General features: G+C 61.8%; 24 protein-coding genes. 11 read left to right on the forward strand and 13 right to left on the reverse strand.

The window, feature by feature from the left end; translation table 11 throughout:
* Positions 1-88 precede the first annotated feature (88 nt).
* Entirely contained in the window at positions 89-1,243 is a 1,155-nt protein-coding gene (locus tag AC3WKX_RS18630) for an MFS transporter (protein ID WP_102604855.1), read from the forward strand.
* Positions 1,244-1,247: 4 nt separating this feature from the next.
* Here the strand turns inward: AC3WKX_RS18630 and nhaR are convergent, their stop codons facing one another.
* Positions 1,248-2,150 carry a transcriptional activator NhaR gene (nhaR, locus tag AC3WKX_RS18635; RefSeq protein WP_003211241.1) on the reverse strand — a complete coding sequence of 301 codons (903 nt, stop codon included), beginning with the start codon at positions 2,148-2,150 and terminating at the stop codon, positions 1,248-1,250.
* A gap of 134 nt (positions 2,151-2,284) precedes the next feature.
* On the opposite strand from nhaR, the gene AC3WKX_RS18640 reads away from it, so the two are divergent.
* The 4 genes from AC3WKX_RS18640 to mnmH all read left to right on the forward strand — a co-directional run bounded on the left by AC3WKX_RS18640 (position 2,285) and on the right by mnmH (position 5,545).
* Positions 2,285-2,548, forward strand: coding sequence for a hypothetical protein (locus AC3WKX_RS18640; protein WP_023658942.1), 264 nt, complete (start codon positions 2,285-2,287; stop codon positions 2,546-2,548).
* Between the two features lie 28 nt (positions 2,549-2,576).
* The gene (locus tag AC3WKX_RS18645; RefSeq protein WP_003211245.1) at positions 2,577-3,323 is read left to right on the forward strand and encodes a TerC family protein; all 747 of its coding nucleotides are present in this window, start codon (positions 2,577-2,579) and stop codon (positions 3,321-3,323) included.
* Positions 3,324-3,407: 84 nt separating this feature from the next.
* Positions 3,408-4,442, forward strand: coding sequence for a selenide, water dikinase SelD (gene selD / locus AC3WKX_RS18650; protein ID WP_003211248.1), 1,035 nt, complete (start codon positions 3,408-3,410; stop codon positions 4,440-4,442).
* Complete coding sequence (gene mnmH, locus AC3WKX_RS18655) at positions 4,442-5,545, forward strand: tRNA 2-selenouridine(34) synthase MnmH (protein WP_102604856.1); 1,104 nt, start codon at positions 4,442-4,444, stop codon at positions 5,543-5,545. Before selD ends, mnmH begins: the two co-directional genes overlap by 1 nt.
* Before the next feature lie 129 nt (positions 5,546-5,674).
* Here mnmH and AC3WKX_RS18660 read toward each other — a convergent pair whose 3' ends face one another.
* Positions 5,675-6,730 (reverse strand): permease, encoded by a 1,056-nt coding sequence (locus AC3WKX_RS18660; protein WP_003211251.1) that lies wholly within the window; start codon positions 6,728-6,730, stop codon positions 5,675-5,677.
* Positions 6,731-6,923: 193 nt separating this feature from the next.
* Positions 6,924-7,625, reverse strand: coding sequence for a histidine phosphatase family protein (locus AC3WKX_RS18665; RefSeq protein ID WP_102604857.1), 702 nt, complete (start codon positions 7,623-7,625; stop codon positions 6,924-6,926).
* Positions 7,626-7,842: 217 nt separating this feature from the next.
* Here AC3WKX_RS18665 and AC3WKX_RS18670 point away from each other — a divergent pair, with 217 nt between their 5' ends.
* The 3 genes from AC3WKX_RS18670 (at position 7,843) to hemB (ending at position 10,490) form a co-directional block, all read left to right on the forward strand.
* A complete protein-coding gene (locus AC3WKX_RS18670) occupies positions 7,843-8,541 on the forward strand; it encodes a glutathione S-transferase N-terminal domain-containing protein (protein WP_008435902.1) in 699 nt (232 codons plus the stop codon).
* Between the two features lie 8 nt (positions 8,542-8,549).
* Positions 8,550-9,392, forward strand: a complete 843-nt coding sequence (locus AC3WKX_RS18675) for a PhzF family phenazine biosynthesis protein (RefSeq protein WP_102604858.1) — start codon at positions 8,550-8,552, stop codon at positions 9,390-9,392.
* A 123-nt stretch (positions 9,393-9,515) separates the two neighbouring features.
* A complete protein-coding gene (gene hemB / locus AC3WKX_RS18680) occupies positions 9,516-10,490 on the forward strand; it encodes a porphobilinogen synthase (protein ID WP_003211635.1) in 975 nt (324 codons plus the stop codon).
* Between the two features lie 125 nt (positions 10,491-10,615).
* Here the strand turns inward: hemB and AC3WKX_RS18685 are convergent, their stop codons facing one another.
* Complete coding sequence (locus AC3WKX_RS18685) at positions 10,616-11,230, reverse strand: LysE family translocator (RefSeq protein WP_102604859.1); 615 nt, start codon at positions 11,228-11,230, stop codon at positions 10,616-10,618.
* A gap of 146 nt (positions 11,231-11,376) precedes the next feature.
* Between AC3WKX_RS18685 and AC3WKX_RS18690 the strand changes: the two genes are divergently transcribed.
* Both AC3WKX_RS18690 and AC3WKX_RS18695 read left to right on the forward strand, forming a co-directional pair.
* Positions 11,377-12,462 (forward strand): DUF1615 domain-containing protein, encoded by a 1,086-nt coding sequence (locus AC3WKX_RS18690; protein ID WP_008435895.1) that lies wholly within the window; start codon positions 11,377-11,379, stop codon positions 12,460-12,462.
* A 93-nt stretch (positions 12,463-12,555) separates the two neighbouring features.
* Positions 12,556-12,975, forward strand: a complete 420-nt coding sequence (locus AC3WKX_RS18695) for a PaaI family thioesterase (protein ID WP_003211628.1) — start codon at positions 12,556-12,558, stop codon at positions 12,973-12,975.
* A 60-nt stretch (positions 12,976-13,035) separates the two neighbouring features.
* On the opposite strand, the gene AC3WKX_RS18700 is transcribed toward AC3WKX_RS18695, so the two are convergent.
* The 3 genes from AC3WKX_RS18700 to AC3WKX_RS18710 are packed head-to-tail and all read right to left on the reverse strand — an operon-like array spanning position 13,036 to position 15,618.
* On the reverse strand, positions 13,036-14,217 hold the full coding sequence (locus tag AC3WKX_RS18700; RefSeq protein WP_003211627.1) for an acetyl-CoA C-acetyltransferase: 1,182 nt from the start codon (positions 14,215-14,217) through the stop codon (positions 13,036-13,038).
* Positions 14,218-14,228: 11 nt separating this feature from the next.
* The gene (locus AC3WKX_RS18705; RefSeq protein ID WP_003211625.1) at positions 14,229-14,888 is read right to left on the reverse strand and encodes a CoA transferase subunit B; all 660 of its coding nucleotides are present in this window, start codon (positions 14,886-14,888) and stop codon (positions 14,229-14,231) included.
* Positions 14,889-14,919: 31 nt separating this feature from the next.
* Complete coding sequence (locus tag AC3WKX_RS18710; RefSeq protein WP_008435892.1) at positions 14,920-15,618, reverse strand: CoA transferase subunit A; 699 nt, start codon at positions 15,616-15,618, stop codon at positions 14,920-14,922.
* A 133-nt stretch (positions 15,619-15,751) separates the two neighbouring features.
* On the opposite strand from AC3WKX_RS18710, the gene AC3WKX_RS18715 reads away from it, so the two are divergent.
* Entirely contained in the window at positions 15,752-16,660 is a 909-nt protein-coding gene (locus AC3WKX_RS18715; RefSeq protein ID WP_023658941.1) for a LysR family transcriptional regulator, read from the forward strand.
* Positions 16,661-16,724: 64 nt separating this feature from the next.
* On the opposite strand, the gene AC3WKX_RS18720 is transcribed toward AC3WKX_RS18715, so the two are convergent.
* The 6 genes from AC3WKX_RS18720 to AC3WKX_RS18745 all read right to left on the reverse strand — a co-directional run bounded on the left by AC3WKX_RS18720 (position 16,725) and on the right by AC3WKX_RS18745 (position 24,729).
* Positions 16,725-17,054 carry a hypothetical protein gene (locus tag AC3WKX_RS18720; RefSeq protein WP_003211618.1) on the reverse strand — a complete coding sequence of 110 codons (330 nt, stop codon included), beginning with the start codon at positions 17,052-17,054 and terminating at the stop codon, positions 16,725-16,727.
* 626 nt (positions 17,055-17,680) lie between these two features.
* Positions 17,681-18,529: an NAD-dependent protein deacetylase gene (locus AC3WKX_RS18725; protein ID WP_102604860.1), complete on the reverse strand. Its 849-nt coding sequence runs from the start codon at positions 18,527-18,529 to the stop codon at positions 17,681-17,683.
* A 14-nt stretch (positions 18,530-18,543) separates the two neighbouring features.
* Positions 18,544-18,984 carry a CBS domain-containing protein gene (locus tag AC3WKX_RS18730; RefSeq protein ID WP_003211614.1) on the reverse strand — a complete coding sequence of 147 codons (441 nt, stop codon included), beginning with the start codon at positions 18,982-18,984 and terminating at the stop codon, positions 18,544-18,546.
* A 135-nt stretch (positions 18,985-19,119) separates the two neighbouring features.
* The gene (locus AC3WKX_RS18735; protein ID WP_087694093.1) at positions 19,120-21,069 is read right to left on the reverse strand and encodes a DNA topoisomerase III; all 1,950 of its coding nucleotides are present in this window, start codon (positions 21,067-21,069) and stop codon (positions 19,120-19,122) included.
* A 235-nt stretch (positions 21,070-21,304) separates the two neighbouring features.
* Positions 21,305-22,927, reverse strand: a complete 1,623-nt coding sequence (locus AC3WKX_RS18740; RefSeq protein ID WP_102604862.1) for an MFS transporter — start codon at positions 22,925-22,927, stop codon at positions 21,305-21,307.
* Between the two features lie 158 nt (positions 22,928-23,085).
* Positions 23,086-24,729, reverse strand: a complete 1,644-nt coding sequence (locus tag AC3WKX_RS18745; RefSeq protein ID WP_087694091.1) for a GMC family oxidoreductase — start codon at positions 24,727-24,729, stop codon at positions 23,086-23,088.
* Positions 24,730-24,770: the final 41 nt, after the last annotated feature.

Raw genomic sequence — 24,770 nt, forward strand, 5'->3', positions numbered from 1 at the left:
TTCTGTTAACATTGCCCATCCTCTTATTTCTTCTCTATCAGCGGGCCCTCCGGGCTGTCGTTGATGTCGCTGTTTTCTGGAGTTTTTGATGTTGTTTCCGATCCTGCTGTTGTCGGCAGCCGGTTTTACCGTGCTGACCACAGAGTTCATCATCGTCGGCCTGTTGCCTTCCATCGCCCGGGACCTCGATGTAAGCGTGTCCCAGGCCGGGTTGCTGGTGACGTTGTTCGCCTTCACCGTGGCGGCGTTTGGCCCGTTCCTCACCGCATATTTCGCCCGGTTCGAGCGCAAGCGGCTGTTTATCACGATCCTGATCATGTTCGGCCTGGCCAACACACTGGCGGCGATGGCCTCGAATATCTGGGTTATGTCCCTGGCCCGGTTGATCCCGGCACTGGGGCTGCCGGTGTTCTGGGCCCTGGCCAGCGAAACAGCGGTGGACATTGTCGGGCCGGACTTCGCCGGCCGCGCGATTGAAAAAATCGGCTTCGGCATCGTGTGTGCCACGGTCTTCGGGATCCCGGTGGGCACGCTGATTTCCGATATGTTCGGCTGGCGCACCGCCTTTGGCATTCTTGCGGTGGTGGCGTTCGCCAAGGCCCTGCTGCTGTTTATCTACCTGCCGAAGACCCGGGCAAAGAACGACCAGGTCAGCCTGCGCTCGCAGTTCAAGATCTTGCGCAGCCCGCTGATGCAGGGCCATATCCTGCTGTCGATCCTGGTGTTCAGCGGGATGTTCACCGCCTACACCTACCTGGCAGACATTCTCGAACGCCTGGCGGGTTTTGACGGTACGGTAGTGGGCTGGTGCCTCATGGGCTTTGGCGCGGTCGGCCTGATCGGCAACTCTTTGGGCGGGCGCATGGTCGACCGTCATCCGCTGATTGCGTCGATGGTGTTCTGCGGTTTCATGATCGCCGGGATGGTGGCGCTGGTGCCCGCCATCCATTCCACGATCGGGTTGGCGGCGGCGATGGCGGTATGGGGCGTGACCCAGGCAGCATTGTTTCTGGTCAGCCATGTGCGACTGATGAAGGCCGCACCCCATGCGCCGGCGTTTGCCGCCTCGTTGAACATTGCCGGGGCCAACCTGGGGATTGGCCTGGGGGCGCTGGTGGGCGGGCACGTGATCGACACCCTGGGCCTGGGCAGCCTCGGGTTTGCCGCGGCGGGCTTTATCCTGTTGTCGATCCTGCTGGCGCTGTGGCTGATGACTGCCAAGACTCGCGCCGTCTGCGCCTGAGCCTTCAGGGCAGGGAAGTGAACAGCTCCCGTCTGGCACCTTCGGTAATCGCCACGATGCCGGGGTGCTTGACCTTGCGCTCCACCGAGATTGCATAAAACGATTCGGTCACCGCATCCGTCTGGCCGATCAGCGCCACGCCATACTGGCGTTCCACCTCGTCGGCAATCACGCTCGGCGCGATGAAAATCCCGCTGCCGGATTGGCCAAAGGCCTGCATCAACGCGCTGTCGTCAAATTCCCCGACAATCCGAGGCTGGATCTGCTGCTCGGCAAACCAGCGCAGCAAACGGCTGCGCACCACCGTCTCCGCCCCCGGAATCAACAGCGGCGCACCCTGCAGGCATTGTGGGAAATCGCCGCGATGCTGGTCAGCCAATGCCTGGGTTGCGAAGAAACTGATGCCGCATTCCCCCAGCTTCTGGCTGTAGCCCTTGATGTCCAGGTGCGGCGGCATCGGGCTGTCGGAGATCACCAGGTCCAGGCGCTGGATCGCCAGGTCCGCCAGCAAGCGTTCGAGTTTGTCTTCACGGCAGGTGATGCGGATCGGCTCGCTCAACTCCATGGTTGGCGCAATCAGCCGATAGACGATGGACTTGGGCACCACATCCGCGACGCCAACCCGGAACAGGATCTGCTGCTCATTGGGCTGGGTGCGCAACATCGCTTCAAGCTCATTGCCCAGCTGGAACATCTGCTCGGCATAGGGCAGCGCCTGGCGCCCGGCTTCGGTCAGCTCCAGCTGGCGCCCGACCTTCTGGAACAATGCCACGCCAAAGGTCTGTTCCAGCAGGCTGATCTGCCCGCTGATGGTCTGCGGCGTGAGGTTCAGTTGCTCGCAGGCGCGCACGATGCTGCCGGTCTTGGCGACGACCCAGAAGTAGTGCAGTTGTCGGTAATTGAGCATGGCGACCAATACTTCGTGAAAACCGAAGTATAAACGAAAAAAATACGAATTTTCCTGAAGTGTTCCCCTGCATAGAATGCGTCGCTATCGAGGGGCCACTACTTGGACCCGACGGTTCTAACGAGGAACGCATCATGAAACTCAATTCCCTGGGCGCAACGGCGTTACTTGGGCTTTCATTAGTCATGCTCAGTGGCTGTGACCAAGCGGAAAAAAGCGCGCAACAACTGCTGGGCAAGGCCACTGAGTCGGCCAAGCAAGTGATTGACGACACCCACCAGGCCGCCGAGCAGGCGTTGAGTGACGCGACCAAGGGCTTGATCGCACCGCCGCAAGGCAAGCCGGACAAGCCGGAACAGGAAGACAGCAAGCCTGAGTCCACCTCCCAAGAAACCTGATACCCGCACACAACACCAGGAATGACCTATGGAATACCTTTTACAACTGGCCGCCAGCCCGACCGCGTGGATCGCACTGGCCACCCTGATCGTCATGGAGATCGTGCTGGGGATCGATAACCTGATCTTTATCTCGATTCTCACCAACAAGTTGCCGGTGAAGCACCGGGCCAAGGCCCGCCGCATCGGCATCAGCATGGCATTGATCCTGCGTCTGGGCCTGTTGAGCACCATCGCCTTTATCGTGCAGCTGACCGAGCCGGTCATCGACATCCTGGGGCAGTCGTTCTCCTGGAAAGACATGATCCTGATCGCCGGTGGCCTGTTCCTGGTGTGGAAGGCCACCACCGAGATCCATCACAGCATGGACCCCGAGAAGGAGCATGTGGACACCGGCGCGCCGAGCGTGACCCTGGGCTTCGCCTCGGCGATTGGCCAGATCCTGCTGCTGGACATGGTGTTTTCCATCGACAGCATCATCACCGCCGTGGGCATGACCGAGCACTTGCCGATCATGATCATTGCCGTGGTGGTCTCGGTGATCGTGATGCTGGTGGCGGCCGAGCCGCTGGCCAAGTTCATCAACGACAACCCGACCATCGTGATGTTGGCCCTGGGCTTCCTCATCATGATCGGTATGACGCTGATCGCCGAAGGTTTCGGCGCCCATGTGCCAAAAGGCTATGTGTATGCGGCCATGGCGTTCTCGGCGGCTATCGAATGCCTGAACATGATGCGACGCAACCGGCATAAACGGCTTGCTGCCAAACACTAAGGGCTGAACATAAGGGCCGACTGCATGCAGTCGGCCTTTTGCTGTCTGCTAGAATCCGCCCACTTGACGCCTTGAGGGATACCCATGAACGAGCCGATTCGCCTGACCCAATACAGCCACGGTGCTGGTTGCGGTTGCAAGATCTCACCTCAGGTACTGGAAGTGATCCTCGCCGGCAGTGGCGCACAGAACCTCGACCCCAAGCTCTGGGTAGGCAACGCTTCGCGCGATGACGCGGCGGTGTACGCCATCGACGAGGAGCGCGGCGTGGTGTCCACCACCGACTTTTTCATGCCGATCGTCGATGACCCCTTCGACTTCGGCCGCATTGCCGCCACCAATGCCATCAGCGATATCTATGCGATGGGCGGCGATCCGTTGATGGCCATCGCGATTCTCGGCTGGCCGGTCAACGTGCTGGCTCCGGAGATTGCCCGGGAAGTGATTCGCGGCGGCCGTTCCGTGTGTGACGCTGCCGGGATTCCCCTGGCCGGCGGCCACTCCATCGACGCCCCGGAGCCGATCTTCGGCCTAGCCGTCACCGGGCTGGTGGAAAAGCGCCACATGAAGCGCAACGACACCGCCACCGCCGGTTGCCAACTGTACCTGACCAAACCCCTGGGCATCGGCATCCTCACCACGGCCGAGAAGAAGGGCAAGCTGCGCGAGGCCGACGTGGGCCTGGCCCGTGACTGGATGTGCACCCTCAACAAACCCGGCAGCCGTTTTGGCAAGCTGGCCGGTGTCACGGCCATGACCGACGTCACCGGTTTCGGCCTGTTGGGCCACCTGGTGGAAATGGCCGACGGCAGCCAATTAACTGCCCGCATCGAATACGAAAAAGTCCCACGCCTGCCCGGGGTTGAGTACTACCTGGAACAGGGCTGCGTCCCCGGCGGCACCTTGCGCAATTTCGACAGCTACGCCAGCAAGCTGGGGCGCCTGAACGAACTGCACAAGCGCGTGCTGTGCGACCCGCAAACCAGCGGCGGGCTGCTGGTGGCGGTCACCCCCGAAGGCAATGCCGAATTCCTCGCCGTGGCGGCGGAGCTGGGCCTGAACCTTGAGCCGATCGGCGAACTGGTTGAGCGACAGACCAACGCGGTAGAGGTGTTCTGATGCCCATCGACATCACCGATTACCGCGACATCTTTCTCAACGACCGGCCGATGATGGATACCCGCGCGCCGATCGAGTTCATCAAGGGCGCGTTTCCCGGGGTGGTCAACCTGCCGTTGATGACCGACGACGAGCGCGAACGGGTGGGCACCTGTTACAAGCAGCAAGGCCAGCAGGCAGCCATTGTTCTCGGGCACGAACTGGTGTCCGGGGCGATCAAGGCCGAACGTATCGAACACTGGGCGCGTTTTGCCCAGGCCAATCCGGATGGTCTGCTGTACTGCTTTCGCGGCGGGATGCGTTCGCAGATTGCCCAGCAATGGTTGAAAACCGAGGCGGGTATCGACTATCCGCGAGTGGGCGGTGGCTACAAGGCCATGCGGACTTTCCTGCTCGACACGGTTGAAAGCGCCACCGCGCAATGCGACTTCGTACTGTTGGGCGGCATGACCGGTACCGGCAAGACCGAAGTGCTCGGCCAGTTGAACAACGCCCTGGACCTGGAAGGCCACGCCAACCATCGCGGTTCCAGCTTCGGCAAACGCGCCACGGCGCAACCTTCCAACATCGACTTCGAAAACCGCCTGGCGGTGGACCTGCTGAAAAAGCGCGCCGCCGGTATCGAGCAGTTTGTGGTCGAGGATGAGAGCCGCATGATCGGCAGCTGCGCGCTGCCGTTGCCCTTGCACAAAGGCATGCAGGGCTTCCCGATGGTCTGGCTGGAAGACAGCGTTGAAGGCCGGGTGGAGCGCATCCTGAAGGATTATGTAGTGGACCTCTGCGCCGAGTTTGTCGCGGTGTTTGGCGACACTGGCCAGGAACTGTTTGCCGAGCGCCTGACCCAGAGCCTGGCCAATATCCACAAGCGCCTGGGCGGCGAGCGGTTTGCGCGGTTGCACGCGATCATGCAGGAAGCATTGGCAGAACAAGCCAGCAGCGGCGCGGTGGATTTGCACCGCGGCTGGATTGAAGGGCTGTTGCGTGAGTACTACGACCCGATGTATGCGTTCCAGCGGGAAAGCAAAGGCGCACGCATCGAGTTTGCGGGAGAGCAAGCGGCGGTGGTGGAGTATTTCCGGGACAGGCTCGCTCGGCGTACGTGATTGATTGAGTTTGCCGGCCCCTTCGCGAGCAAGCCCGCTCCCACATTCGACCGCATTTATCCTGTAGGAATGCAGGCAAAATGTGGGAGCGGGCTTGCCCGCGAAGAGGCCCTCGAATTCACTCGATCACTACAGGATAAACGCCCCGATCAGCCCACACACCACCCCCATCAGCATCGTCAGCCCGGCCACGGTCACCAGCACCCGCGCATCGAAATCCTTGCGCAGCATCAGCAGCGACGGCAGGCTCACGCTCGGCAGTGTCATCAGCAAGGCCACGGCCGGGCCGGTGCCCATGCCGAGGGTCATCATGGTCTGCACGATGGGGATTTCGGCGGCGGTCGGGATCACGAACAACGTGCCGACAATCGCCAGAGGCACCAGCCACACCAGGCTGTTGGCCATGGCGCCGTCAACGTGGGGAAACAGCCAGACCCGCGCCGCGCCAAGGATCAGCACCGCCAGGATGTACACCGGAATCGTGCTCCAGAACAGCTGCCACAGGGTGCGCAGCCAGCGGGTCAGGAACGGTTCTGTTTCGGCATGGCTGGCCTGGGCCACGGCGTCGAGCGCGGCTTCCGGTACCTGCTCCGGCCGCGCGATGCGTTGCGCCACCAGCGAAACACCCACCACCAGCACGATCCCGGCCACCAACCGCAGCGCGGTAAAGCCCCAGCCCAGCACAAAGCCCATGAACACCAGTGTCGCCGGGTTCAGCACCGGGTTGGCAATCCAGAACGCCAGCGCCGCGCCGACCGAGACTTTCTGCCGACGCATACCGGCCGCCACCGGAGCGGCGCAGCAACTGCACATCATCCCCGGCAGGGCGAACAGCCCGCCACGCAGGGTAGATCCCAGCCCGGCACGGCCAAACAGGCGCAGCAGCCAGTCCCGTGGGATCAGCACCTGCAGCAATGAGCCGAGAATGACCGCCAGCACCGCAGCCTTCCAGATCGCCAGGAAATACACCTGGGCATAGGCCAGCGCCGCGGCCAGTGGCGCGCTTTGCTGGTCGTTGAGAATCGAGGCGCCGATGCTGTGGTTGTCTGCCGCGATAAACGCCTTGGCGTAGTAGGGCGACCATTTCACGTAGTAGAGGCCGACGCAGGCCACCAGCAGGAACAGCGCTGGTTTCCACCAGAAGGACCAGCCCCGGGCAGGCTGGGTGGAGGAGAGGTTGGACATGTAGATGATCCGCAGGTGAGTCAATAGCGCAACATCATACGCTGTACAAGGCCGCCTCCGAAGCACTGTGGCGAGGGAGCTTGCTCCCGCTGGGCTGCGAAGCGGCCCCAAAATTCTGGGAGCGCTTCGCACTCCAGCGGGAGCAAGCTCCCTCGCCACAGCAAGCTCCCTCGCCACGGGTCTTCGGGGGCGGTCAGATATCGGCGCTGACTTGCGTTGCGTCCGGGCAAGTCTGCTGGCCATTGTCCAGGCCTTGCTTGTAGTTGCGGCTGAGCAGCGAGGCCTTGCCGTTGTGCCAGGTCAGGGTCAACACATACAAGCTATCGAAATCGCTGCCGGACCAATCGTCGGTAATCACATGTTTTTCACCGACGGCCTCGCTTGCCACCTTGTTGATCAAGTCCGGCAGATACCCATGGGACCAGGCAGTGTAGATGACGGCGTTGTGGTATTTGTCCTCCACCAGTTCGTCAGCGAGGGCGCTGGTGTCATTGGCCGAGAACTTGATGTTGACCGGCAACCCGAGCTTGATCGCGCTGGGGCTGATGGTCATCAACGGGCGGATGTAGCTGTAGGAGTTGTCTTTCTCGCCTTCCTCGACATTGCGGGTCGGGTTGGGTGCGAACACGTAGTTGGCGTTGCCGAATTTTTCCGGCAGCACGGTGGCCAGGTTCATCGCACGGTTAAGCCCCTGGCAGTTGAGTTGGCCGAGGCCCCCGGCAGGTTTCTCGCCATGGCGCAGGAACACCAGGGTTTGCACGCCGTCGACCGGCTGGGCGCGGCTGACCCGCGATTCCAGGCTAAGGCCGACCGCGGCGCTCACCAGCAATACCGGCAGCAGGATGTAGGAGTAGCGTTTGAAGCGTTTCGCAAGGCACAGAGGCTTGATGGTCATGATGGTTCTAAGTCTCGGTGCAGGGATTCAGGGCAAGCAAGCCCAGCCATCGGGCGCTCTTTAAGAGTCCCCCAAGGCAGTTTGGTTCGTTTCGCGGGGGAGATGGGGCGGCATCCTTGCCGTGTGCAGGAGATTAACCCGCAGATGTTGCTGAATTAAGACGGATGCACGATAGGCACTGAACCACTACTCTCCTACTTTTATCAGGAGTCCCATGATGAACTCACTTTCAGACTTCCCCATCACCGCCAAATGGCCGGCCCGGCATCCCGAGCGTTTGCAGCTGTATTCGTTGCCCACGCCCAACGGGGTCAAGGTGTCGATCATGCTCGAGGAAATCGGCCTGCCCTACGAGGCGCACAAGGTCAGTTTCGAGACCCAGGACCAGCTTTCCAGCGAGTTCCTGTCGCTGAACCCCAACAACAAGATTCCGGCGATCATCGATCCCAATGGCCCGAGCGGCCAGGCGCTGGGGCTGTTCGAGTCGGGCGCGATCCTGATCTACCTCGCCGAGAAGAGCGGTGAATTGCTTCCCGAAGACCCGGCGATGCGTTACGAGACGATCCAGTGGCTGATGTTCCAGATGGCCGGTATCGGACCGATGTTCGGCCAGGTGGGGTTCTTCAACAAATTCGCCGGCGCGGCCTATGAAGACAAGCGCCCGCGCGATCGCTACGTCGCCGAGTCGCGCCGCTTGCTGGAGGTGCTGGAAAAGCGCCTGTTGGGCCGCACCTGGATCATGGGTGACGAGTACAGCATCGCCGATATCGCCACCTTCCCGTGGGTTCGCAACCTGATCGGCTTCTATGAGTCTGGCGACCTGGTGGGTATTACCGACTTCCCGAACGTACTGCGGGCCCTGGACGGGTTCGTCGCCCGGCCGGCGGTGATCCGTGGCTTGAACATCCCAGCATAAGGACCGGCATGGCTTCTTTCGACTTCAAACAACTGGACGTTTTCAGCAGTGTGGCCGTCAAGGGCAACCCGTTGGCCGTGGTGCTGGGCGCCGACAGCCTGAGCGACCAGCAGATGGCGGATTTCGCCAACTGGACCAACCTCAGCGAAACCACCTTCCTGCTCAAGCCCCGTGATCCACGAGCGGACTACCGCGTAAGGATCTTCACGACCCTCAAGGAGTTGCCGTTTGCCGGCCATCCGACCCTGGGCAGTTGCCATGCCTGGTTGCTGGCCGGTGGCCAACCCGCTGGGGAGGAGATCATCCAGGAGTGTGAGATCGGCCTGGTGCGCATCCGCCGCCAGGGCGATGAACTGGCGTTTATCGCGCCACCGTTGCTGCGTTCCGGCCCGCTGGAAGCTGAATTGGTCGAGCGCGTGCGTCGGGCCCTGAACCTTGAGCCCGGTGCGATTTTGCGCAGCCAGTGGGTGGATAACGGCGCGGGCTGGCTGGCGGTGATGCTGGCGGATCGCGAGCAGGTACTGGCACTGCGGCCTGACTATTCGCAGTTGCAGGGCTTGGCCGTGGGCGTGATCGCCCCGTGGAACCCCGAGCGGGATGGCGATGAGGCGCAGTTTGAGGTGCGGGCCTTTATTGCCGGCGACGGCGCTCCGGAAGATCCGGCCACCGGCAGCCTGAACGCCGGTGTCGCCCAGTGGTTGCTGGGCGAGGGTTTGGCGCCCAGCCGCTATGTGGTCAGCCAGGGCACCGCCATGGGCCGCGCCGGGCGAATCCGCATTGAACACAGCGGCGAGGAAATCTGGGTCGGCGGCGCGGTTGCCGTTTGCATTGAAGGCCGTCTACAGCTCTAGATCAATGCAATTGTTACCAAGCCTGCAATAAACTGTTCCGCACTTGGCGTTTGTGCTCTGCGGTGCACGAGGCATAAGCTTTCGCCCCAAAGATTTTTGGCCTGCCTTTTTTCAGGAGCATCAATGTCCAGCCAGTTCCCCGAAGCCCGTCCACGACGCCTGCGCCGCTCCCCGGAGTTGCGTGGCCTGTTCCAGGAAAGCGAATTCACCCTCAATGACCTGGTGCTGCCGATCTTCGTTGAAGAAGAAATCGACGACTTCGTGCCGATCACCAGCATGCCCGGGGTGCAGCGCATTCCCGAGTCGAAGCTGGCCGGCGAGATCGAACGCTATGCGAAAGCCGGGATCAAGTCGGTGATGACCTTCGGCGTGTCCCACCACCTGGACGCCTCGGGCAGTGACACCTGGCAAGAGCGTGGCCTGGTGTCGCGCATGTCCTCGATCATCAAGGATGCGGTGCCGGAAATGATCGTGATGTCCGACACATGCTTCTGCGAGTACACCGACCACGGCCATTGCGGCGTGATGCACGGCGCCGAAGTCGACAACGACCGCACCCTGGTCAACCTTGGCAAGCAAGCTGTGGCTGCCGCTCGTGCCGGTGCCGATGTGATCGCGCCGTCTGCCGCGATGGACGGGCAGGTCCAGGCCATTCGCCGGGCCCTGGATGAAGCAGGCTTCAGCCATATCCCGATCATGGCCTATTCCACCAAGTTCGCCTCGGCCCTCTACGGCCCGTTCCGCGAAGCCGGCGGCAGCGCGCTGAAGGGCGATCGCAAGAGCTACCAGATGAACCCGATGAACCGCCGCGAAGCGGTGCGCGAATCGTTGCTGGATGAGCAGGAAGGTGCGGATGCGCTGATGGTCAAGCCGGCCGGCGCGTACCTGGACATCATCCGCGACATCCGCGAAGCCTCGCGTTTGCCGGTGGCGGCGTACCAGGTCAGCGGCGAGTACGCGATGATCAAGTTCGGCGCCCAGGCGGGTGCGATCGATGAAGCCCGCGTGGTACGGGAAACCCTGGGCTCGATCAAGCGCGCCGGTGCGGACTTGATCTTCACCTACTTCGCGATGGACCTGGCACTCGCCGGGATCTAAGTAACCTGTGGCGAGGGAGCTTGCTCCCGCTGGGGCGCGGAGCGGCCCTGAAAATGGGCCTGCTGCGCAGTCCAGCGGGAGCAAGCTCCCTCGCCACAAGAAGGCTGTTCGCGGCTGCTTGCAACTTAGCGCTGGGCAAACGCCAGGTTCAGCCCCAACCCCGCAAACGCCGCTGCAAAACTGCGGCGCAGCCAGTTCTGTACACGTGGCGATTCGATCACCGCGCGGCGGAACACATTGGCCAGCAGGCCATAAATCACAAACACCGCAAACGTCATCGCCATGAATACACTGCTCAGCAACAGCATTTGCAGGGCCGGTGCGCCCGCGCCCGGGGTGACGAATTGCGGCAGGAACGCCAGGAAGAAAATCGTCAGCTTGGGGTTCAGAATATTCAGCAACAGGCCTCGCACCATCAGGCTGTGGGCGCTGGAAATCGTCGGTGCGTCGTTCATGGCAAAGGCCGAGCGGTCCCGCCAGGTGGCATAGGCGAGGTATAGCAAGTAGGCGGCGCCGGCATACTTGAGGGCTTCGAACGCCAGGGCGCTGGTATGCAGCAGGGCGGACAGCCCAAGCACGGAGGCCAACAAGTGCGGGACGATCCCGGCGGTGCAGCCCAGCGCGGCGAACACACTGGCGCGCTTGTCGGCGGTCAGTCCGGTGGACACGGTGAAGATCACGCCGGTGCCGGGAATGAGCACGACGATCAGGCAGGTGATCAGGAAGTTCAGGCTAAGCATGGCATTCAAACTCCTTGTAGGAACGACGGGTGCCTGATCCTTTCACGTCCTGGTTTTTTTGGCGAGAGCAGCAGGTCGGCGAACCCCGGTTAGACTTACCGGTCGATATCTGCCAAGACTGGCCCATCGTCACCCAAGGAAGCCCCATGCGTTCATCTCGCCTCATCCTGTGCCTTACCACCTTATTGGTACTGGCCGGCTGCTCCAGCCAGCGCACCCAGCAACTGCCGGAGCGCAGCGAAGCCGAGGTGAAAGCGCAGATCGTGCGGCTGATGCCGGCCAGCGTGCCGGATCGTGGCGGCTGGGCCCAGGACATCTACACCGCCTTCAACACGCAGAAAATCTACCCCGGTACTGAGAACATCTGCGCGGTATTGGCCGTGACCGAGCAGGAGTCCACCTATCAGGTCGACCCGCCGGTCCCGAACATGGGCAAGATCGCCCAGGACGAGATCCTGCGGCGCGCCGCTAAAGTCCATGTGCCGGCGGTATTGGTGCGCACGGCACTGCAACTGCGCTCGCCCACCGGCAAGTCCTACGCCGAGCGCTTGAACGCTGCGCGCACCGAGCGGGATTTGAGTGGAATCTTTGACGACTTCATCAGTGTCGTGCCCTTGGGCAATACGCTGTTTGGCGGCTTCAACCCGGTGCATACCGCAGGCCCGATGCAGGTCAGCATCGACTTCGCACAGAAGCAGGCCCGGGATTATCCCTACACCGTGGATGGCAGCATCCGCCGGGAAGTGTTTACCCGCCGAGGCGGCATGTACTTTGGCATCACCCATCTGCTGGGCTACCCGGTGAATTACGACCAGATGCTGTACCGCTTCGCCGATTTCAACGCGGGTTGGTACGCCAGCCGCAATGCGGCATTCCAGGCGGCTGTCAGCCGGGTCTCAGGTACCACGCTGGCGCTGGACGGCGACTTGATCAACTACGGCTCGTTCCTGCCAGGCACCACCGAGCTGGCAGTGCGCTCACTGGGCAAGGCGCTGGACATGCGCAACCCGAGCATCCGCAGCCAGCTGGAGCAGGGCGAGCGCCTGGATTTTGAAGACACTACCCTGTACCAGCGGGTGTTCGCCCTGGCCGACAAGGCCGCCGGCAAACCGGTGCCGCGGGCGATCCTGCCGGGCATCGTGCTGAAAAGCCCGAAGATCACCCGCAACCTCACCACGGCCTGGTTTGCCAAGCGCGTGGATGAGCGTTATCAGCGCTGCATGAAGCGTTAGGCTTATCACCGGGGATTTACCGGGCTGATGTTGATGGTCCGGATGGCTGCGGTGGGATACACCTCCAGCCTTGTCCCCAAGGAAGAACCTGACATGACTGCCCATGCCATCCCCGAAGGCTTTACCCCGCTGCGTCGCAGCAGCCCACTCCTGGACCTGCTTGGCCCGGTGTATAGCCGAGGTGAAGGCTTGCAGCTGGAAATCGGCCTGCGCGCCGACAACCGCCACGCCAACGGACGCGGCACCGTGCACGGTGGCGTGCTGGCCACCCTGGCGGATGTGGGCATGGGCTACGCCATGGCGTTTTCCAGCGAGCCGCCGCTGCCGTTGATCACGGCGAGCATGACCCTGGACTATCTCGGCGCGGTGCAGGTAGGGGAGTGGGTCGAGGTGCGTCTGGAGCATCACAAGCGCGGGCGGCAGATGGCGTTTGCCACGGTCAGCGTGCAGGTCGGGGAGAAGGTGGTGGTGCGGGCAAATGCGGTGTTTGCGGTGCCCCAGGCGCGGGACTGACCGATAAAGAAAAGGCCCGGTTTTCGTGGAACCGGGCCTTTTCCATGTTGCTCTTTGAAATCAGCTGCGTTCAAGGGCCAGGGCTACACCTTGCCCGCCACCGATGCACAGGGTGGCCAGGCCCTTCTTGGCGTCACGCTTGATCATTTCATGCAGCAGGGTCACCAGCACACGGCAGCCTGACGCGCCAATCGGGTGGCCGATGGCAATCGCGCCGCCGTTGACGTTGACCTTGGCCGCGTCCCATTCCAGCTCTTTGCCCACCGCCAGTGACTGCGCGGCAAAGGCTTCGTTGGCTTCGATCAGGTCCAGGTCGCCCAGGCTCCAGCCGGCCTTGTCCAGGCAGCGGCGGGTGGCCGATACCGGGCCAATGCCCATGATCGCGGGATCGACGCCGGCGTTGGCGTAGCTGGCGATGCGTGCCAGTACCGGCAGGCCCAGGGCCTTGGCTTTGTCCGCGCTCATCAGCAGCACGGCAGCCGCGCCGTCGTTGAGGCTGGATGCATTGCCGGCGGTGACCGTGCCGTCTTTCTTGAAGGCCGGCTTGAGCTTGGCCAGGGATTCGGCGGTGGTGCCCGCCCGTGGCTGTTCGTCCACGGCGAAGGCCACCGGGTCGCCCTTGCGCTGGGGAATCAGGATCGGTGTGATCTCATCGCTGAAACGCCCGGCTTCAATGGCCGCCGTGGCTTTTTGCTGGGAGGCGGCGGCGAAGGCGTCCTGGGCTTCACGGCTGATGCCGTACTTGTCCACCAGGTTCTCGGCGGTGATGCCCATGTGGTAGTCGTTGAACGCATCCCACAGACCGTCGGTGATCATGCTGTCGATCATCTTCGCATGGCCCATGCGCAGGCCGGTGCGGGCGGCTGGCAATACGTACGGGGCCAGGCTCATGTTCTCCATGCCGCCGGCGATGATTACCTCGGCATCGCCGCAACGGATCGCTTGTGCGCCCAGGTGCAGGGCCTTGAGCCCCGAGCCGCAGACCTTGTTCAGGGTCAGCGCCGGCACGGCGTGGGGCAGGCCGGCGAGGATCGAGGCCTGGCGGGCCGGGTTCTGGCCGCTGCCGGCGGTGAGCACCTGGCCAAGGATCACTTCATCCACGAGTGCCGGGTCGATGCCGGTCTGCTCCAGCAGGCGACGAATCACCGCAGCCCCCAGCTCCGGGGCCGGGATGCTTGCCAGCGAACCTTGGAAGCTGCCCACGGCGGTGCGGGTGGCAGCAACAATCACGACGTCTTGCATGGAATCTGTCCTCACTGGAAGTGCATTTCTGGAACGTGGTCCGGGACGATCAGTTTACCGGCTGTCTTGCTGACGATCTCTTCAACACTGACGCCAGGTGCGCGTTCCTTGAGGACAAAAGCGCCATTTTCGATTTCCAGGTAGGCCAGGTCCGTCAGCACGCGCTTGATGCAGTTGGCGCCGGTCAGCGGCAGGCTGCATTGGCTCAGCAACTTGGATTCACCGTCCTTGGACGCGTGGGTCATGATCACGATGATGTTCTCGGCACCGGCCACCAGGTCCATCGCGCCGCCCATGCCCTTGACCAGCTTGCCGGGGATCATCCACGAGGCGATGTTGCCTTGTACATCGACCTCAAACGCGCCGAGCACGGTCAGGTCGACATGGCCGCCGCGAATCATCGCGAAGGATTCGGCCGAGGAGAAGATCGACGCGCCAATGCGCGCGGTGACGGTCTGTTTGCCGGCGTTGATCATGTCGGCATCGATGGTTTCTTCAGTAGGAAACGGACCCATGCCCAGCAGGCCGTTTTCCGACTGCAGCATGACCTCCATGCCTTCCGGGATGTAGTTGGCCACCAGGGTCGGAATGCCGATGCCGAGGTTGACGTAGAAACCGTCCTGCATTTCGCGGGCGACGCGTTGAGCCATTTGTTCGCGGGTAAGAGCCATTTTTTGTCTCCTTATTATTTGGGCTGGTGGATTATTTGCGGAGGGTGCGCTGTTCGATGCGCTTCTCGAAGGTGCCGCAAATGATCCGGTCGACGTAGATCCCTGGGGTGTGGATATGCGCCGGGTCCAGCTCGCCCGGTTCGACGATTTCTTCGACTTCGACCACGGTGATCCTGCCGGCGGTGGCGGCCAGCGGGTTGAAGTTCTGGGCGGTATGGCGATAGATCACATTGCCGAAGTGGTCGGCTTTCCAGCCTTTGACGATGGCGAAGTCGCCGGTGATGGATTCTTCCATCAGGTACGGGCGACCGTTGAACTCGCGGGTTTCCTTGCCTTCAGCGACTGGCGTGCCGACGCCGGTGGCGGTGAAGAAGGCCGGGATGCCGGCACCGCCTGCGCGCAGTTTTTCGGCGAGGGTGCCTTGGGGCGTCAGGACCACTTCGATTTCGCCGCTGAGCAGTTGCTTCTCGAACAGGGCGTTTTCACCGACGTAGGACGCGAAGACCTTGCTGATCTGCTTGCCTTCCAGCAGCAGGCCCAGGCCGAAGCCGTCGACGCCGCAGTTGTTGGAGACCACGGTCAGGTTGCGGGTGCCCTTGCGCTTGATTTCGGCAATGAGGTTTTCCGGGATGCCGCACAGGCCAAAACCACCGGCAAGAACCGTCATGCCATCTTCCAGGCCTGCCAGCGCCTCTTCATAGGACGCTACGCGTTTATCAAAACCTGCCATATGCACCTCTTTTATTGTTTGTGGGCCAGCCATATGAACCGAGTGTTGCGCCGACGGATTGATTTGTTAAGTTGTTTTTTAAGGTTGATTGATTTAAAAAACAGCACAGTCCTCAGCCATCGGGAGAAGCTTCATGACAGTTAAACAGATGCGCGCCTTTCTTGCCGTGGCCCAGACCTTGAGCTTTGCGGCCGCCTGTGAGCGTTTGCATCTTTCCCAGTCGGCCTTGAGCTTGACCATCAAAGGCCTGGAAGAAGGCCTGGGCGGGCGGCTGTTCAGCCGCAATACGCGCAATGTCGCGCTGACTCCCGAAGGAGAATCGCTACTGCCCCTGGCCCGGCGCCTGATCGCCGATTGGGACAATGCCGAGGATGAGTTGCGCCAGCGTTTCACCCTGCAGCGCGGGCGGGTAACGGTGGCGGCGATGCCGTCGTTTGCCGGAAACCTGCTGCCACCGATCCTGAAGATTTTTCGCGCGCGCTATCCTCAGGTCAACGTAACGGTGAATGACGTGATCAACGAGCAGGTGCTGGAAATGGTCCGCGATCGCCAAGTGGAGTTGGGCGTGGCGTTTGAACCGTCGGAAAGCTCATCGCTGGTGTTCACCCCGCTGTATGTGGACCGCTTTGTGGCGGTGGTGCCCGGTGACTCGCCATTGGCACGCCGCTCCGATATCGCCTGGCACACCTTGCTGGAACAACCCTTCATCACCTTGCAGCGCCCGTCCACGGTACGAGTGATGCTTGAAGAACACCTGAAGGCGCTGGACCTGAAGCTGCCCGTAGCCCTGGAGAGCCATCAACTGGCGACGGTGGGCAAGATGGTTGCCAGTGGCTTGGGCGTGAGTGCAGTGCCGGCGTTGTGTGCACGCCAAATGCAGGAAGCAGGCGCCCATTGCATCACCTTGAGCGATCCGGTGATCGAACGGCCGATTGGTGTACTGACCAAGCCCGGCCACGAACTTTCAGCGGCGGCCCAGGCCATGTTTGATATTTTTTGCGATGAAGCGGGGAAGGGGCGTTTCCCGGCGTTGTTGCAATAACCGTCGGCCATAAAAAAGCCTGCTCGTTTTAAGCGAGCAGGCTTAAGTGATAAGTGCGTAGTTATCAGCAGTATCTGTCGATCACCTTAACTTGCGAATGGCCTTTAAGGTTCTGCCACTCGGTATTAAGTGTATGGAAGACCTGCTCGATAAAGTTGCGATCGGCGGCGGCTTTCTTGCCGACATAACCCTGGCCGCGGCGGTACATCTTCAGGCGCGCTGCCAGTTCACGGTTATTCCTGTCGAACTCTTCTTCCACGGTGTGGGGCGCCAGGCAGTCAATATGGACCTGGCCCGATTTACCAATCCAGAGGATATGGTCGTCGAGCGTGTCTTTCTGCGCTGCGAACATCTCAGCCAATTCATCGATAGTTGGTTGGTTGTTCAGATTCATGTGTAAGCCCCTTGACCAGTTGGCGATCTCTAGTTGATCCGTTAAAACTACTAAGTTGTCTCCGGCTCAGAAAACCGGGCGTCAGCGACTGTCTGCCGAATACGGGCAGGGTCTTGAACCGATGCATGTAGTCTTGCTGATGACCTGCTACGCAATGGTTTCATAACGAAGACAAGCAGCGTTTGAGCTCCTTGTACCGATCCTTTCGGGCCGGTCAGCTTCATCAATCTGCCTTGTGGGCAGTGCACATCCGGAAAAAACAGCTCGGCGGTCAGACGAGCTTGTTCAAAACGCGTGTTACCAACGCTCCCGATCCGGGAGACGCTTGAATCATGCAATTACAAAACGGTTACGTCAACGATTATGTAGTGATTATTTTTGAGCACTACATAAATCCTTGCAGGGCGGGGGTGTGAGCGGAAAACGTGACTTGGGCGTCACTTTTCGTGCGGGCAGGTCGCGGGGTCCGGGGGCTTTTTGTGGCGAGGGAGCTTGCTCCCGCTGGGGTGCGAAGCGCCCCCACCAGGCTGACTGCGGTTCTTCAGGAATCATTCGGTTGTCGGTTTTGGGGCTGCTGCGCAGCCCAGCGGGAGCAAGCTCCCTCGCCACAGAAAAGCAGGATTGGGCTATCCCAGGCGTTCTGCCAGCAACGGCAACAAACGTTCGCAGGAGGCTTCGATCTTGAGTTGCAGCAACTCATCGCCCCGTGTCTTGCCCAGATTGATGGCAATCACGGGCTTGCCTTGCTCGACCATCGCCTTGCACAACCGAAACGCTGAATACGCCATCAGCGACGAACCCACCACTAGCAATCCTTCTGCGTCATCCACCGCCGCCATCGCCTTGGCTGCCGTGCCCTGGGCGACGTTCTCACCGAAAAACACCACGTCCGGTTTCAACCGTTGCCCGCCGCAGTGGGGGCAGCGGGGCACCTGAAAACGTCCTTCAAAGGCCGGGTCCAGCAGGGTGTCACCGTCGGGGGCTTGAACGGCATCCACACCCGCCAGGTACGGATTCTCCGCTTCCATTTGGCGCTGGATCAGGTTCCGGTCGCTGGTCTGCTGGCAATCCAGACATAGCACCCGGTGAAGGCTGCCGTGGAGTTCGATCACATCATGGCTGCCAGCCTGATCGTGCAGGGTGTCGACGTTCTGGGTGATCAGCCCGGCAATGCGCTGGCGCTGCTGCAGAGTGGCCAGGGCGATATGCGCCGCGTTCGGCTGCGCGACACGCACCCTCGGCCAGCCGAGCATCGCCCGCGCCCAGTAGCGGCGGCGCGCCTGCGGGGTTGCCAGGAACTCCTGGTACATCATCGGCGCCTTGCCCCGGCGCACGCCTTCGCTGTCGCGATAATCGGGAATCCCCGAAGAGGTGCTGATACCCGCACCGGTCAGCACCAGGAAGCGCCGTTGGGACATGGCCCGGTGCAGGCTGTCGAGTTGGTTATCGACTTGATGTTGCAGGGTATCGAGCATGGGGTCCCCAATGATTATTCGCCGCGAATGTACTGCTCCAGCTGTTTGATCAGGTCGGCCTGTTCGGCAATCGCTTCCTTGACCAGGTCGCCGATGGACAGCAGGCCAAGGAGCTCGCCGTTCTCCACCACAGGCAGGTGCCGCAGATGTCGGTCAGTCATGATCGTCATGCAAGTCTCGACAGTCTGGTGAGTGTCGACGGTGATCACCGGTGAATTCATGATCTCGTGGGCTTTGGTCGTCACCGAAGACAATCCATGGAGGATGACCTTACGGGCATAGTCTCGTTCACTGATGATGCCCACCACCTTGCCGTCCTGGAGCACTGGCAAGGCCCCGACGTTTTTCGAAGCCATCACGATCAAGGCCTCAAATACCGTATGGTCGTGGGGGATGGTGTGGACTTGATGGTTATGCTGGTCTTTGGACTTCAGCACTTGGGCAACGGTTTTCATGGAGGCCACTCCGGTGTTGTTATTGTTGGGAGGTTAGCAGGCCCTACAGAATCCTGGATGGCCTGCAGCAGGGCAAGGTCCAAAGCGGCATACATCCCGTCGAAAAACGTCATTGTCGCGATTTCTTAGTGCTTCTCAGCCCTTGTTTGCCGGTTTTGCCGCACGCTTCGGGCTGGTGGCCGTCTTGCGCTTGGCCGGTTTGCGTTTGTTTTTCCACGGTGTGGCGCCACGTCCGGCCGGGCTGGCCGGGCCGCTGATGGTCAGGCGCATGCCAGTGCAGCGGGTCACCTGTTTGCTCATCCATGCGGCCTGTTTGGCGACGAACTCTTCCAGGCTCATCTCGCCGCTTTGTACCATGTCCAGTGCCTGCTCCCAGATAGCGGTGGTACCGGGGTCGGCAATTGCCCGTGGCACTGCATCAATCAGGCTGAAAGCGGCGGGTGTTGCCGACAGCGCCTTGCCGTTTTTCACCAGGTAGCCGCGGTCCAGCAGGCCCTGGATGATCCCGGCGCGGGTGGCTTCGGTGCCGATCCCGGTGGTGTCCTTGAGCTTTTGCTTGAGCAGCGGGTCTTCCACCAGCTTGGCGACGTTTTTCATCGCCTTGATCAGGTCGCCTTCGGTGAAGGGTTTGGGTGGCTGGGTCCACAGGTCCTTGAGGTTGACCTTGGCCACGGCGTAGTCCTGCCCCTGAACCAGTTTTGGCAAGGACTGCGGCGCAGGTGCTTCACGGCCCTTGGCCGGTGCCAATGCTTCCGGCAATGCGCGTTTCCAGCCCGGCTCGACGATGACTTTACCGACAGCCCGCAAGGCTTCACCGGCACAATCGAAATCTGCCTGGGTACGGTCGTACTCGTGGTTGGGCAGGAACTGCGCGAGATAGCGGGCGCGAATCAGGGTGTAAACCGCGCGATGCTTGCCGGTCAGTTGCCCGACATCCTTGCCGGCGCCGGTGGGAATGATGCCGTGGTGAGCGCTGACCTTGGCGTCGTTCCAGGCTCGGGAGCGTCGCTTCGGATCGATGTGTGGCATCAATTCATTCACCGCCGGATCGGCCCGCCCCAGCGCCGCGAGGATTTTCGGCGCGTCGCCGTGCTGGCTCAGGGGCAGGTAGCCGCAATCGCTGCGTGGGTAAGTGATGACCTTGTGGGTTTCGTAGAGTGACTGGGCAACATCCAGGGTTTCCTGGGCGCCGAGGCCAAGCTTTTTCGAGCAGATTTCCTGCAGGGTGCCGAGGTCGAAGGGCAGGGGCGCGACGTCGCGCATGCGCTCGGTACGCAGTTTGACCAGCCGGGCGCTGGCGGCGTTGCTCATGGCATTGGCGGCGTCCCGGGCAAGCTGCGGATTGAGGCAGCGGCCCTGATCGTCACAGGCGTCTTCGGTCGCGCGCCATTGCGCCGTGAAGGTGATGTCGTCGTGGAGCAGATCCACATCGATGGCCCAATAAGCGACGGGTACAAAGTCGGCAATGCTGCGGTCCCGGTCCACTACCAGGCGCAAGGTCGGGGTTTGCACACGGCCGACCGGCAACACGCCCTGGTAGCCGGACTGTTGGCCCAGCAGGGTAAACAGGCGGCTCATGTTCATCCCGATCAGCCAGTCGGCGCGGGAGCGGCCAAGGGCCGAATGGTAGAGGCTGAAGGTTTCAGCACCGGGCTTCAACGAGGCCAGGGCCTTGCGGATCGACGCGTCGTCGAGCGCCGAGAGCCATAGCCGCTGGATGGGGCCGCGATAACGGCAATGCTCCACCAGCTCACGGGCGATCATCTCGCCCTCACGGTCGGCATCGGTGGCGATCACCAGTTCCTGGGCTTCCCCCAGCAGACGCTTGACCGCCTTGAACTGGCTGGCAGTCTTGGGCTTGACCAGCATCTTCCACTTTTCGGGGATGATCGGCAGGTCGGCCAGCACCCAGCGCTTGTACTTGGCGTCGTAGCTGTCGGGCGGGGCGGTTTCCAGCAGGTGGCCGATGCACCAGGTCACCGTCACGCCTGAGCCCAGCCAGCAACCGTCGCCACGCCGAGTCGCGCCGAGCACGGCGGCGATATCCTTGGCCTGGGACGGTTTTTCACAGAGGAACAGCCGCATGGTCACCACATTCGCTACGCAATTGAATGGGGAGCAGGATGGGCAATAAATCAGAATTGGGCAACTTTTATCTGGATGGATATACAGCAATTTGTGTGTCTGGTGCTAAACCCAATGTGGGAGCGGGCTTGCTCGCGAATGCGGTGTATCAGTCAACCTATCCGGCGACTGACACCCCGCTTTCGCGAGCAAGCCCGCTCCCACACTGAAACTCCAGCGTCGGCCGGATCGACGTTTAGTTATTGTCGATATCGACGTTCTTGGTTTCTTTCAGGCAAATCAGCCCCACGATCAGGCTCACCCCGGTAATTACCACCGGGTACCACAGCCCATAGAAAATATCCCCGGTGTACACCACCAGCGCAAACGACACCGTCGGCAGGAAGCCACCAAACCAGCCATTCCCGATGTGGTATGGCAGCGACAGCGAGGTGTAGCGGATGCGTGTCGGGAACAGCTCCACCATCAGCGCTGCCAGCGGGCCGTAGCACATGGCGGCGATCAGGATCAGCGCGACGATCAGCAGCACCACCATGGTTTTGTTGACCTGGGCCACATCAGCCGATTGCGGATAACCCGCCAGGGTCACCGCGCCTTTCAGGGCGGCTTCGTCGTAACCGTCGATACGCACATCACCCACGCTCACCTGCACTGCGCTGCCCGCCGGGGCGGCCGCGCTTTCATACGGCAGGCCCTGTTTCACCAGGAAGGTCTTGACCTTGTCGCACGGGCTGTCAAAACGCGCCTTGCCCACCGGGTCGAACTGGAAGGTGCAGGTGGCCGGGTCTGCCAATACGGTGATCGGCGACTGGCGGCTGGCGTGGTCCATCGCCGGGTTGGTGTAGTGCGCCAGGCCCTTGAAGATCGGGAAGTACAGTGCGGTGGCCAGCAGCAGGCCGACCATCAACACCGGCTTGCGCCCCAGCTTGTCCGAAAGCCAGCCGAAGAAGATGAAGAACGGCGCACCAATCACCACGCTGATGATCAGCAGCATGTTGGCCAGTGCCGGATCCATCTTCAAAAACTGTGTGAGGAAGAACAGCACATAAAACTGCGCGGCATAGAACGTCACAGCCTGGCCGGCGTTGATGCTGAACAGCGCAATCAGCACGATCTTGAGGTTTTCCCATTTGCCGAAGGATTCGCGGATCGGCGACTTGCTGGCCTTGCCTTCCTCTTTCATTTTCAGGAACGCCGGCGACTCGTGCAGGCTCAGGCGGATCCAGGTGGAGATGCCCAACAGCACGATCGACAGCAGGAACGGCAGGCGCCAGCCCCACACTTCGAATTGGTCGCCGGTGAAGTAACGGCACGCCAGCACCACCAGCAGCGACAGCAGCAGGCCGAGGGTCGCGGTGGATTGAATCCAGCTGGTGTGGAAGCCGCGTTTGCCCGCCGGGGCGTGCTCGGCCACATAGGTGGCTGCGCCGCCGTACTCGCCGCCCAGCGCCAGGCCCTGGAGCATGCGCAGCGCGACGAGGATGATCGGTGCGGCAATGCCGATGCTCGAATAGGTCGGCAGCAGGCCGACGCAGAAAGTCGCCAGGCCCATCAGGATGATGGTGGCGAGGAAGGTGTACTTGCGCCCGATCATGTCACCCAGCCGACCGAACACCAGCGCGCCGAACGGGCGCACCACAAAGCCGGCGGCGAAGGCCATCAGGGCAAAGATAAACGCCGTGGTGTCGTTGACCCCGGCAAAGAACTGCTTGCTGATCACCGCCGCGAGGGCGCCGTAGAGGAAGAAGTCATACCACTCGAACACCGTCCCGAGGGAGGAGGCGAAGATGACTTTCTGCGTGTCGTTGCTGTCTCGCGCCTTGGTGGCGGAGCCCAGGGGTTGAGCGTGTTCTGACATTTGGGTAGCCCTCACAGTGATTATTTATTGTTGTTCCACTGTCGGCGCCACATCGGCGCCGCTATTCCCCTGTAGGCGCCCGGCTTGCCGGCGATGGCGCTCTCAAGCTGTGCACAACGCTTGAAAACGCCACCGCCGGCAAGCCGGGGTCCTGCAGGTCAAGCCGGTAAGGTCAGTTCTTTCTCCGGGGCGAGGCTCCTTGTGTTCGGCGAAAGGATAAGCTGCGCGGCTTTTTCCGCGATCATCAGCGTCGGTGAGCAGGTGTTGCCTGAAGTGATGCGTGGCATGACCGACGCGTCGGCGATGCGCAGGCCGGGAACCCCGTGCACTCGCAGTTGGGCGTCGACCACCGCGTCCTTGTCGCTACCCATGCGGCAGGTGCCCACTGGATGGAAAATCGTGGTGCCAATGCGGGCGGCGGCTTCCTGCAGTTGTTCGTCCGTCTGCAGTTCTGCGCCGGGCAGGTACTCCACCGGGTTGAATTGCTTCAGGGCCGGCGCCGAGACGATGCGTCGGGTCAGGCGAATGGCGTCGGCGGCCACCCGCAGGTCTTCCGGATGGCTGAGGTAGTTGGGGCGGATCAGCGGTGCGTCTGCCGGGTTGGCCGAGCGAATGTCGATGCGGCCACGGCTTTGCGGGCGCAGGTCGCACACCGAAGCGGTGAAGGCCGGGAACCCGTGCAGTGGTTCGCCAAAGCGCTCCAGGGACAGCGGTTGCACGTGGTATTCGAGGTTGGCCGACGTCTGCTCCGGCCCGGAGCGGGCAAACGCGCCAAGCTGGCTGGGGGCCATGGACAACGGGCCGCTGCGGTCGTACAGGTAGCGCAGGCCCATGCCCATCTTGCCCCACACGGTGCCGGCGATCTGGTTCAGGGTGCGGGCGTTTTCCAGCTTGTAGATCAGGCGCAGTTGCAGGTGATCCTGCAGATTGCCGCCCACGCCGGGTAACTCGTGCAGCACATCGATGCCCAAAGGCTTGAGCACGCTGGAGGGGCCGATACCGGAGCGTTGCAGGATGCCCGGCGAACCGACGGAGCCGGCGCACAGGATGATTTCCTTGCGCGCCCGCCACGTGACTGGCTGGCCATTCTGGCGAGCAACCACCGCCGCCGCACGGCCGTTCTCCAGGAGTACGCGGTCGACTTCAACCTCGGTCATCACCGTCAGGTTGGGCCGCTGGCGGATCGGTTTGAGAAACGCCTTGGCCGCATTCCAGCGCACGCCGGATTTCTGATTGACCTGGAAATAGCCACAGCCTTCGTTGTCGCCCTGGTTGAAGTCGCTGATGCTGTCGATACCGCTTTGCTGCGCCGCGTCACGAAACGCATCGAGGATCGGCCAGTGCAGGCGCTGTTGCTCAACCCGCCATTCACCGCCGTCACTGTGAAATTGCGAGGCACCGGCAAAATGGTTTTCGCTCTGCTTGAACAGCGGCAGCACATCCTTCCAGGCCCAGCCGGGATTGTCCTCGGCCCAGCCGTCGTAATCCCGGGCCTGGCCGCGCATGTAGATCATGCCGTTGATGGACGAGCACCCGCCCAGCACCTTGCCGCGCGGGTAGCTCAGCGCTCGGCCTTGCAGGCCTTCCTGGGCTTCGGTCTTGAAGCACCAGTCGGTGCGTGGGTTGCCGATGCAGAACAGGTAGCCGACGGGAATGTGGATCCAGGGGTAGTTATCGCGACCGCCTGCTTCAAGCAGCAACACGCGATGGGCAGGGTTGGCAGACAGTCGATTGGCCAGCAGGCAGCCCGCCGGGCCGGCGCCTACCACCACGTAATCGTATTCAGCAGCTGCAGAATGCATCTGTGACCTCGCTTGTTTTTCTTATTGGCCCCATCCTAGTT

The organism is Pseudomonas sp. GP01-A4, from assembly GCF_058780865.1.

Bases quoted from the DNA above. Each gene is read 5' to 3' on its own strand.
- AC3WKX_RS18675 (WP_102604858.1), top strand. From the start codon at position 8,550: ATGGCTTCTTTCGACTTCAAACAACTGGACGTTTTCAGCAGTGTGGCC.
- AC3WKX_RS18725 (WP_102604860.1), bottom strand. From the start codon at position 18,529: ATGCTCGATACCCTGCAACATCAAGTCGATAACCAACTCGACAGCCTG.
- AC3WKX_RS18735 (WP_087694093.1), bottom strand. From the start codon at position 21,069: ATGCGGCTGTTCCTCTGTGAAAAACCGTCCCAGGCCAAGGATATCGCC.
- AC3WKX_RS18715 (WP_023658941.1), top strand. From the start codon at position 15,752: ATGACAGTTAAACAGATGCGCGCCTTTCTTGCCGTGGCCCAGACCTTG.
- AC3WKX_RS18705 (WP_003211625.1), bottom strand. From the start codon at position 14,888: ATGGCTCTTACCCGCGAACAAATGGCTCAACGCGTCGCCCGCGAAATG.
- AC3WKX_RS18695 (WP_003211628.1), top strand. From the start codon at position 12,556: ATGACTGCCCATGCCATCCCCGAAGGCTTTACCCCGCTGCGTCGCAGC.
- AC3WKX_RS18665 (WP_102604857.1), bottom strand. From the start codon at position 7,625: ATGACCATCAAGCCTCTGTGCCTTGCGAAACGCTTCAAACGCTACTCC.
- AC3WKX_RS18730 (WP_003211614.1), bottom strand. From the start codon at position 18,984: ATGAAAACCGTTGCCCAAGTGCTGAAGTCCAAAGACCAGCATAACCAT.
- AC3WKX_RS18690 (WP_008435895.1), top strand. From the start codon at position 11,377: ATGCGTTCATCTCGCCTCATCCTGTGCCTTACCACCTTATTGGTACTG.
- hemB (WP_003211635.1), top strand. From the start codon at position 9,516: ATGTCCAGCCAGTTCCCCGAAGCCCGTCCACGACGCCTGCGCCGCTCC.
- AC3WKX_RS18700 (WP_003211627.1), bottom strand. From the start codon at position 14,217: ATGCAAGACGTCGTGATTGTTGCTGCCACCCGCACCGCCGTGGGCAGC.
- AC3WKX_RS18640 (WP_023658942.1), top strand. From the start codon at position 2,285: ATGAAACTCAATTCCCTGGGCGCAACGGCGTTACTTGGGCTTTCATTA.
- AC3WKX_RS18645 (WP_003211245.1), top strand. From the start codon at position 2,577: ATGGAATACCTTTTACAACTGGCCGCCAGCCCGACCGCGTGGATCGCA.
- AC3WKX_RS18630 (WP_102604855.1), top strand. From the start codon at position 89: ATGTTGTTTCCGATCCTGCTGTTGTCGGCAGCCGGTTTTACCGTGCTG.
- AC3WKX_RS18660 (WP_003211251.1), bottom strand. From the start codon at position 6,730: ATGTCCAACCTCTCCTCCACCCAGCCTGCCCGGGGCTGGTCCTTCTGG.
- AC3WKX_RS18685 (WP_102604859.1), bottom strand. From the start codon at position 11,230: ATGCTTAGCCTGAACTTCCTGATCACCTGCCTGATCGTCGTGCTCATT.
- AC3WKX_RS18745 (WP_087694091.1), bottom strand. From the start codon at position 24,729: ATGCATTCTGCAGCTGCTGAATACGATTACGTGGTGGTAGGCGCCGGC.
- selD (WP_003211248.1), top strand. From the start codon at position 3,408: ATGAACGAGCCGATTCGCCTGACCCAATACAGCCACGGTGCTGGTTGC.
- AC3WKX_RS18740 (WP_102604862.1), bottom strand. From the start codon at position 22,927: ATGTCAGAACACGCTCAACCCCTGGGCTCCGCCACCAAGGCGCGAGAC.
- nhaR (WP_003211241.1), bottom strand. From the start codon at position 2,150: ATGCTCAATTACCGACAACTGCACTACTTCTGGGTCGTCGCCAAGACC.
- AC3WKX_RS18670 (WP_008435902.1), top strand. From the start codon at position 7,843: ATGAACTCACTTTCAGACTTCCCCATCACCGCCAAATGGCCGGCCCGG.
- AC3WKX_RS18710 (WP_008435892.1), bottom strand. From the start codon at position 15,618: ATGGCAGGTTTTGATAAACGCGTAGCGTCCTATGAAGAGGCGCTGGCA.
- mnmH (WP_102604856.1), top strand. From the start codon at position 4,442: ATGCCCATCGACATCACCGATTACCGCGACATCTTTCTCAACGACCGG.
- AC3WKX_RS18720 (WP_003211618.1), bottom strand. From the start codon at position 17,054: ATGAATCTGAACAACCAACCAACTATCGATGAATTGGCTGAGATGTTC.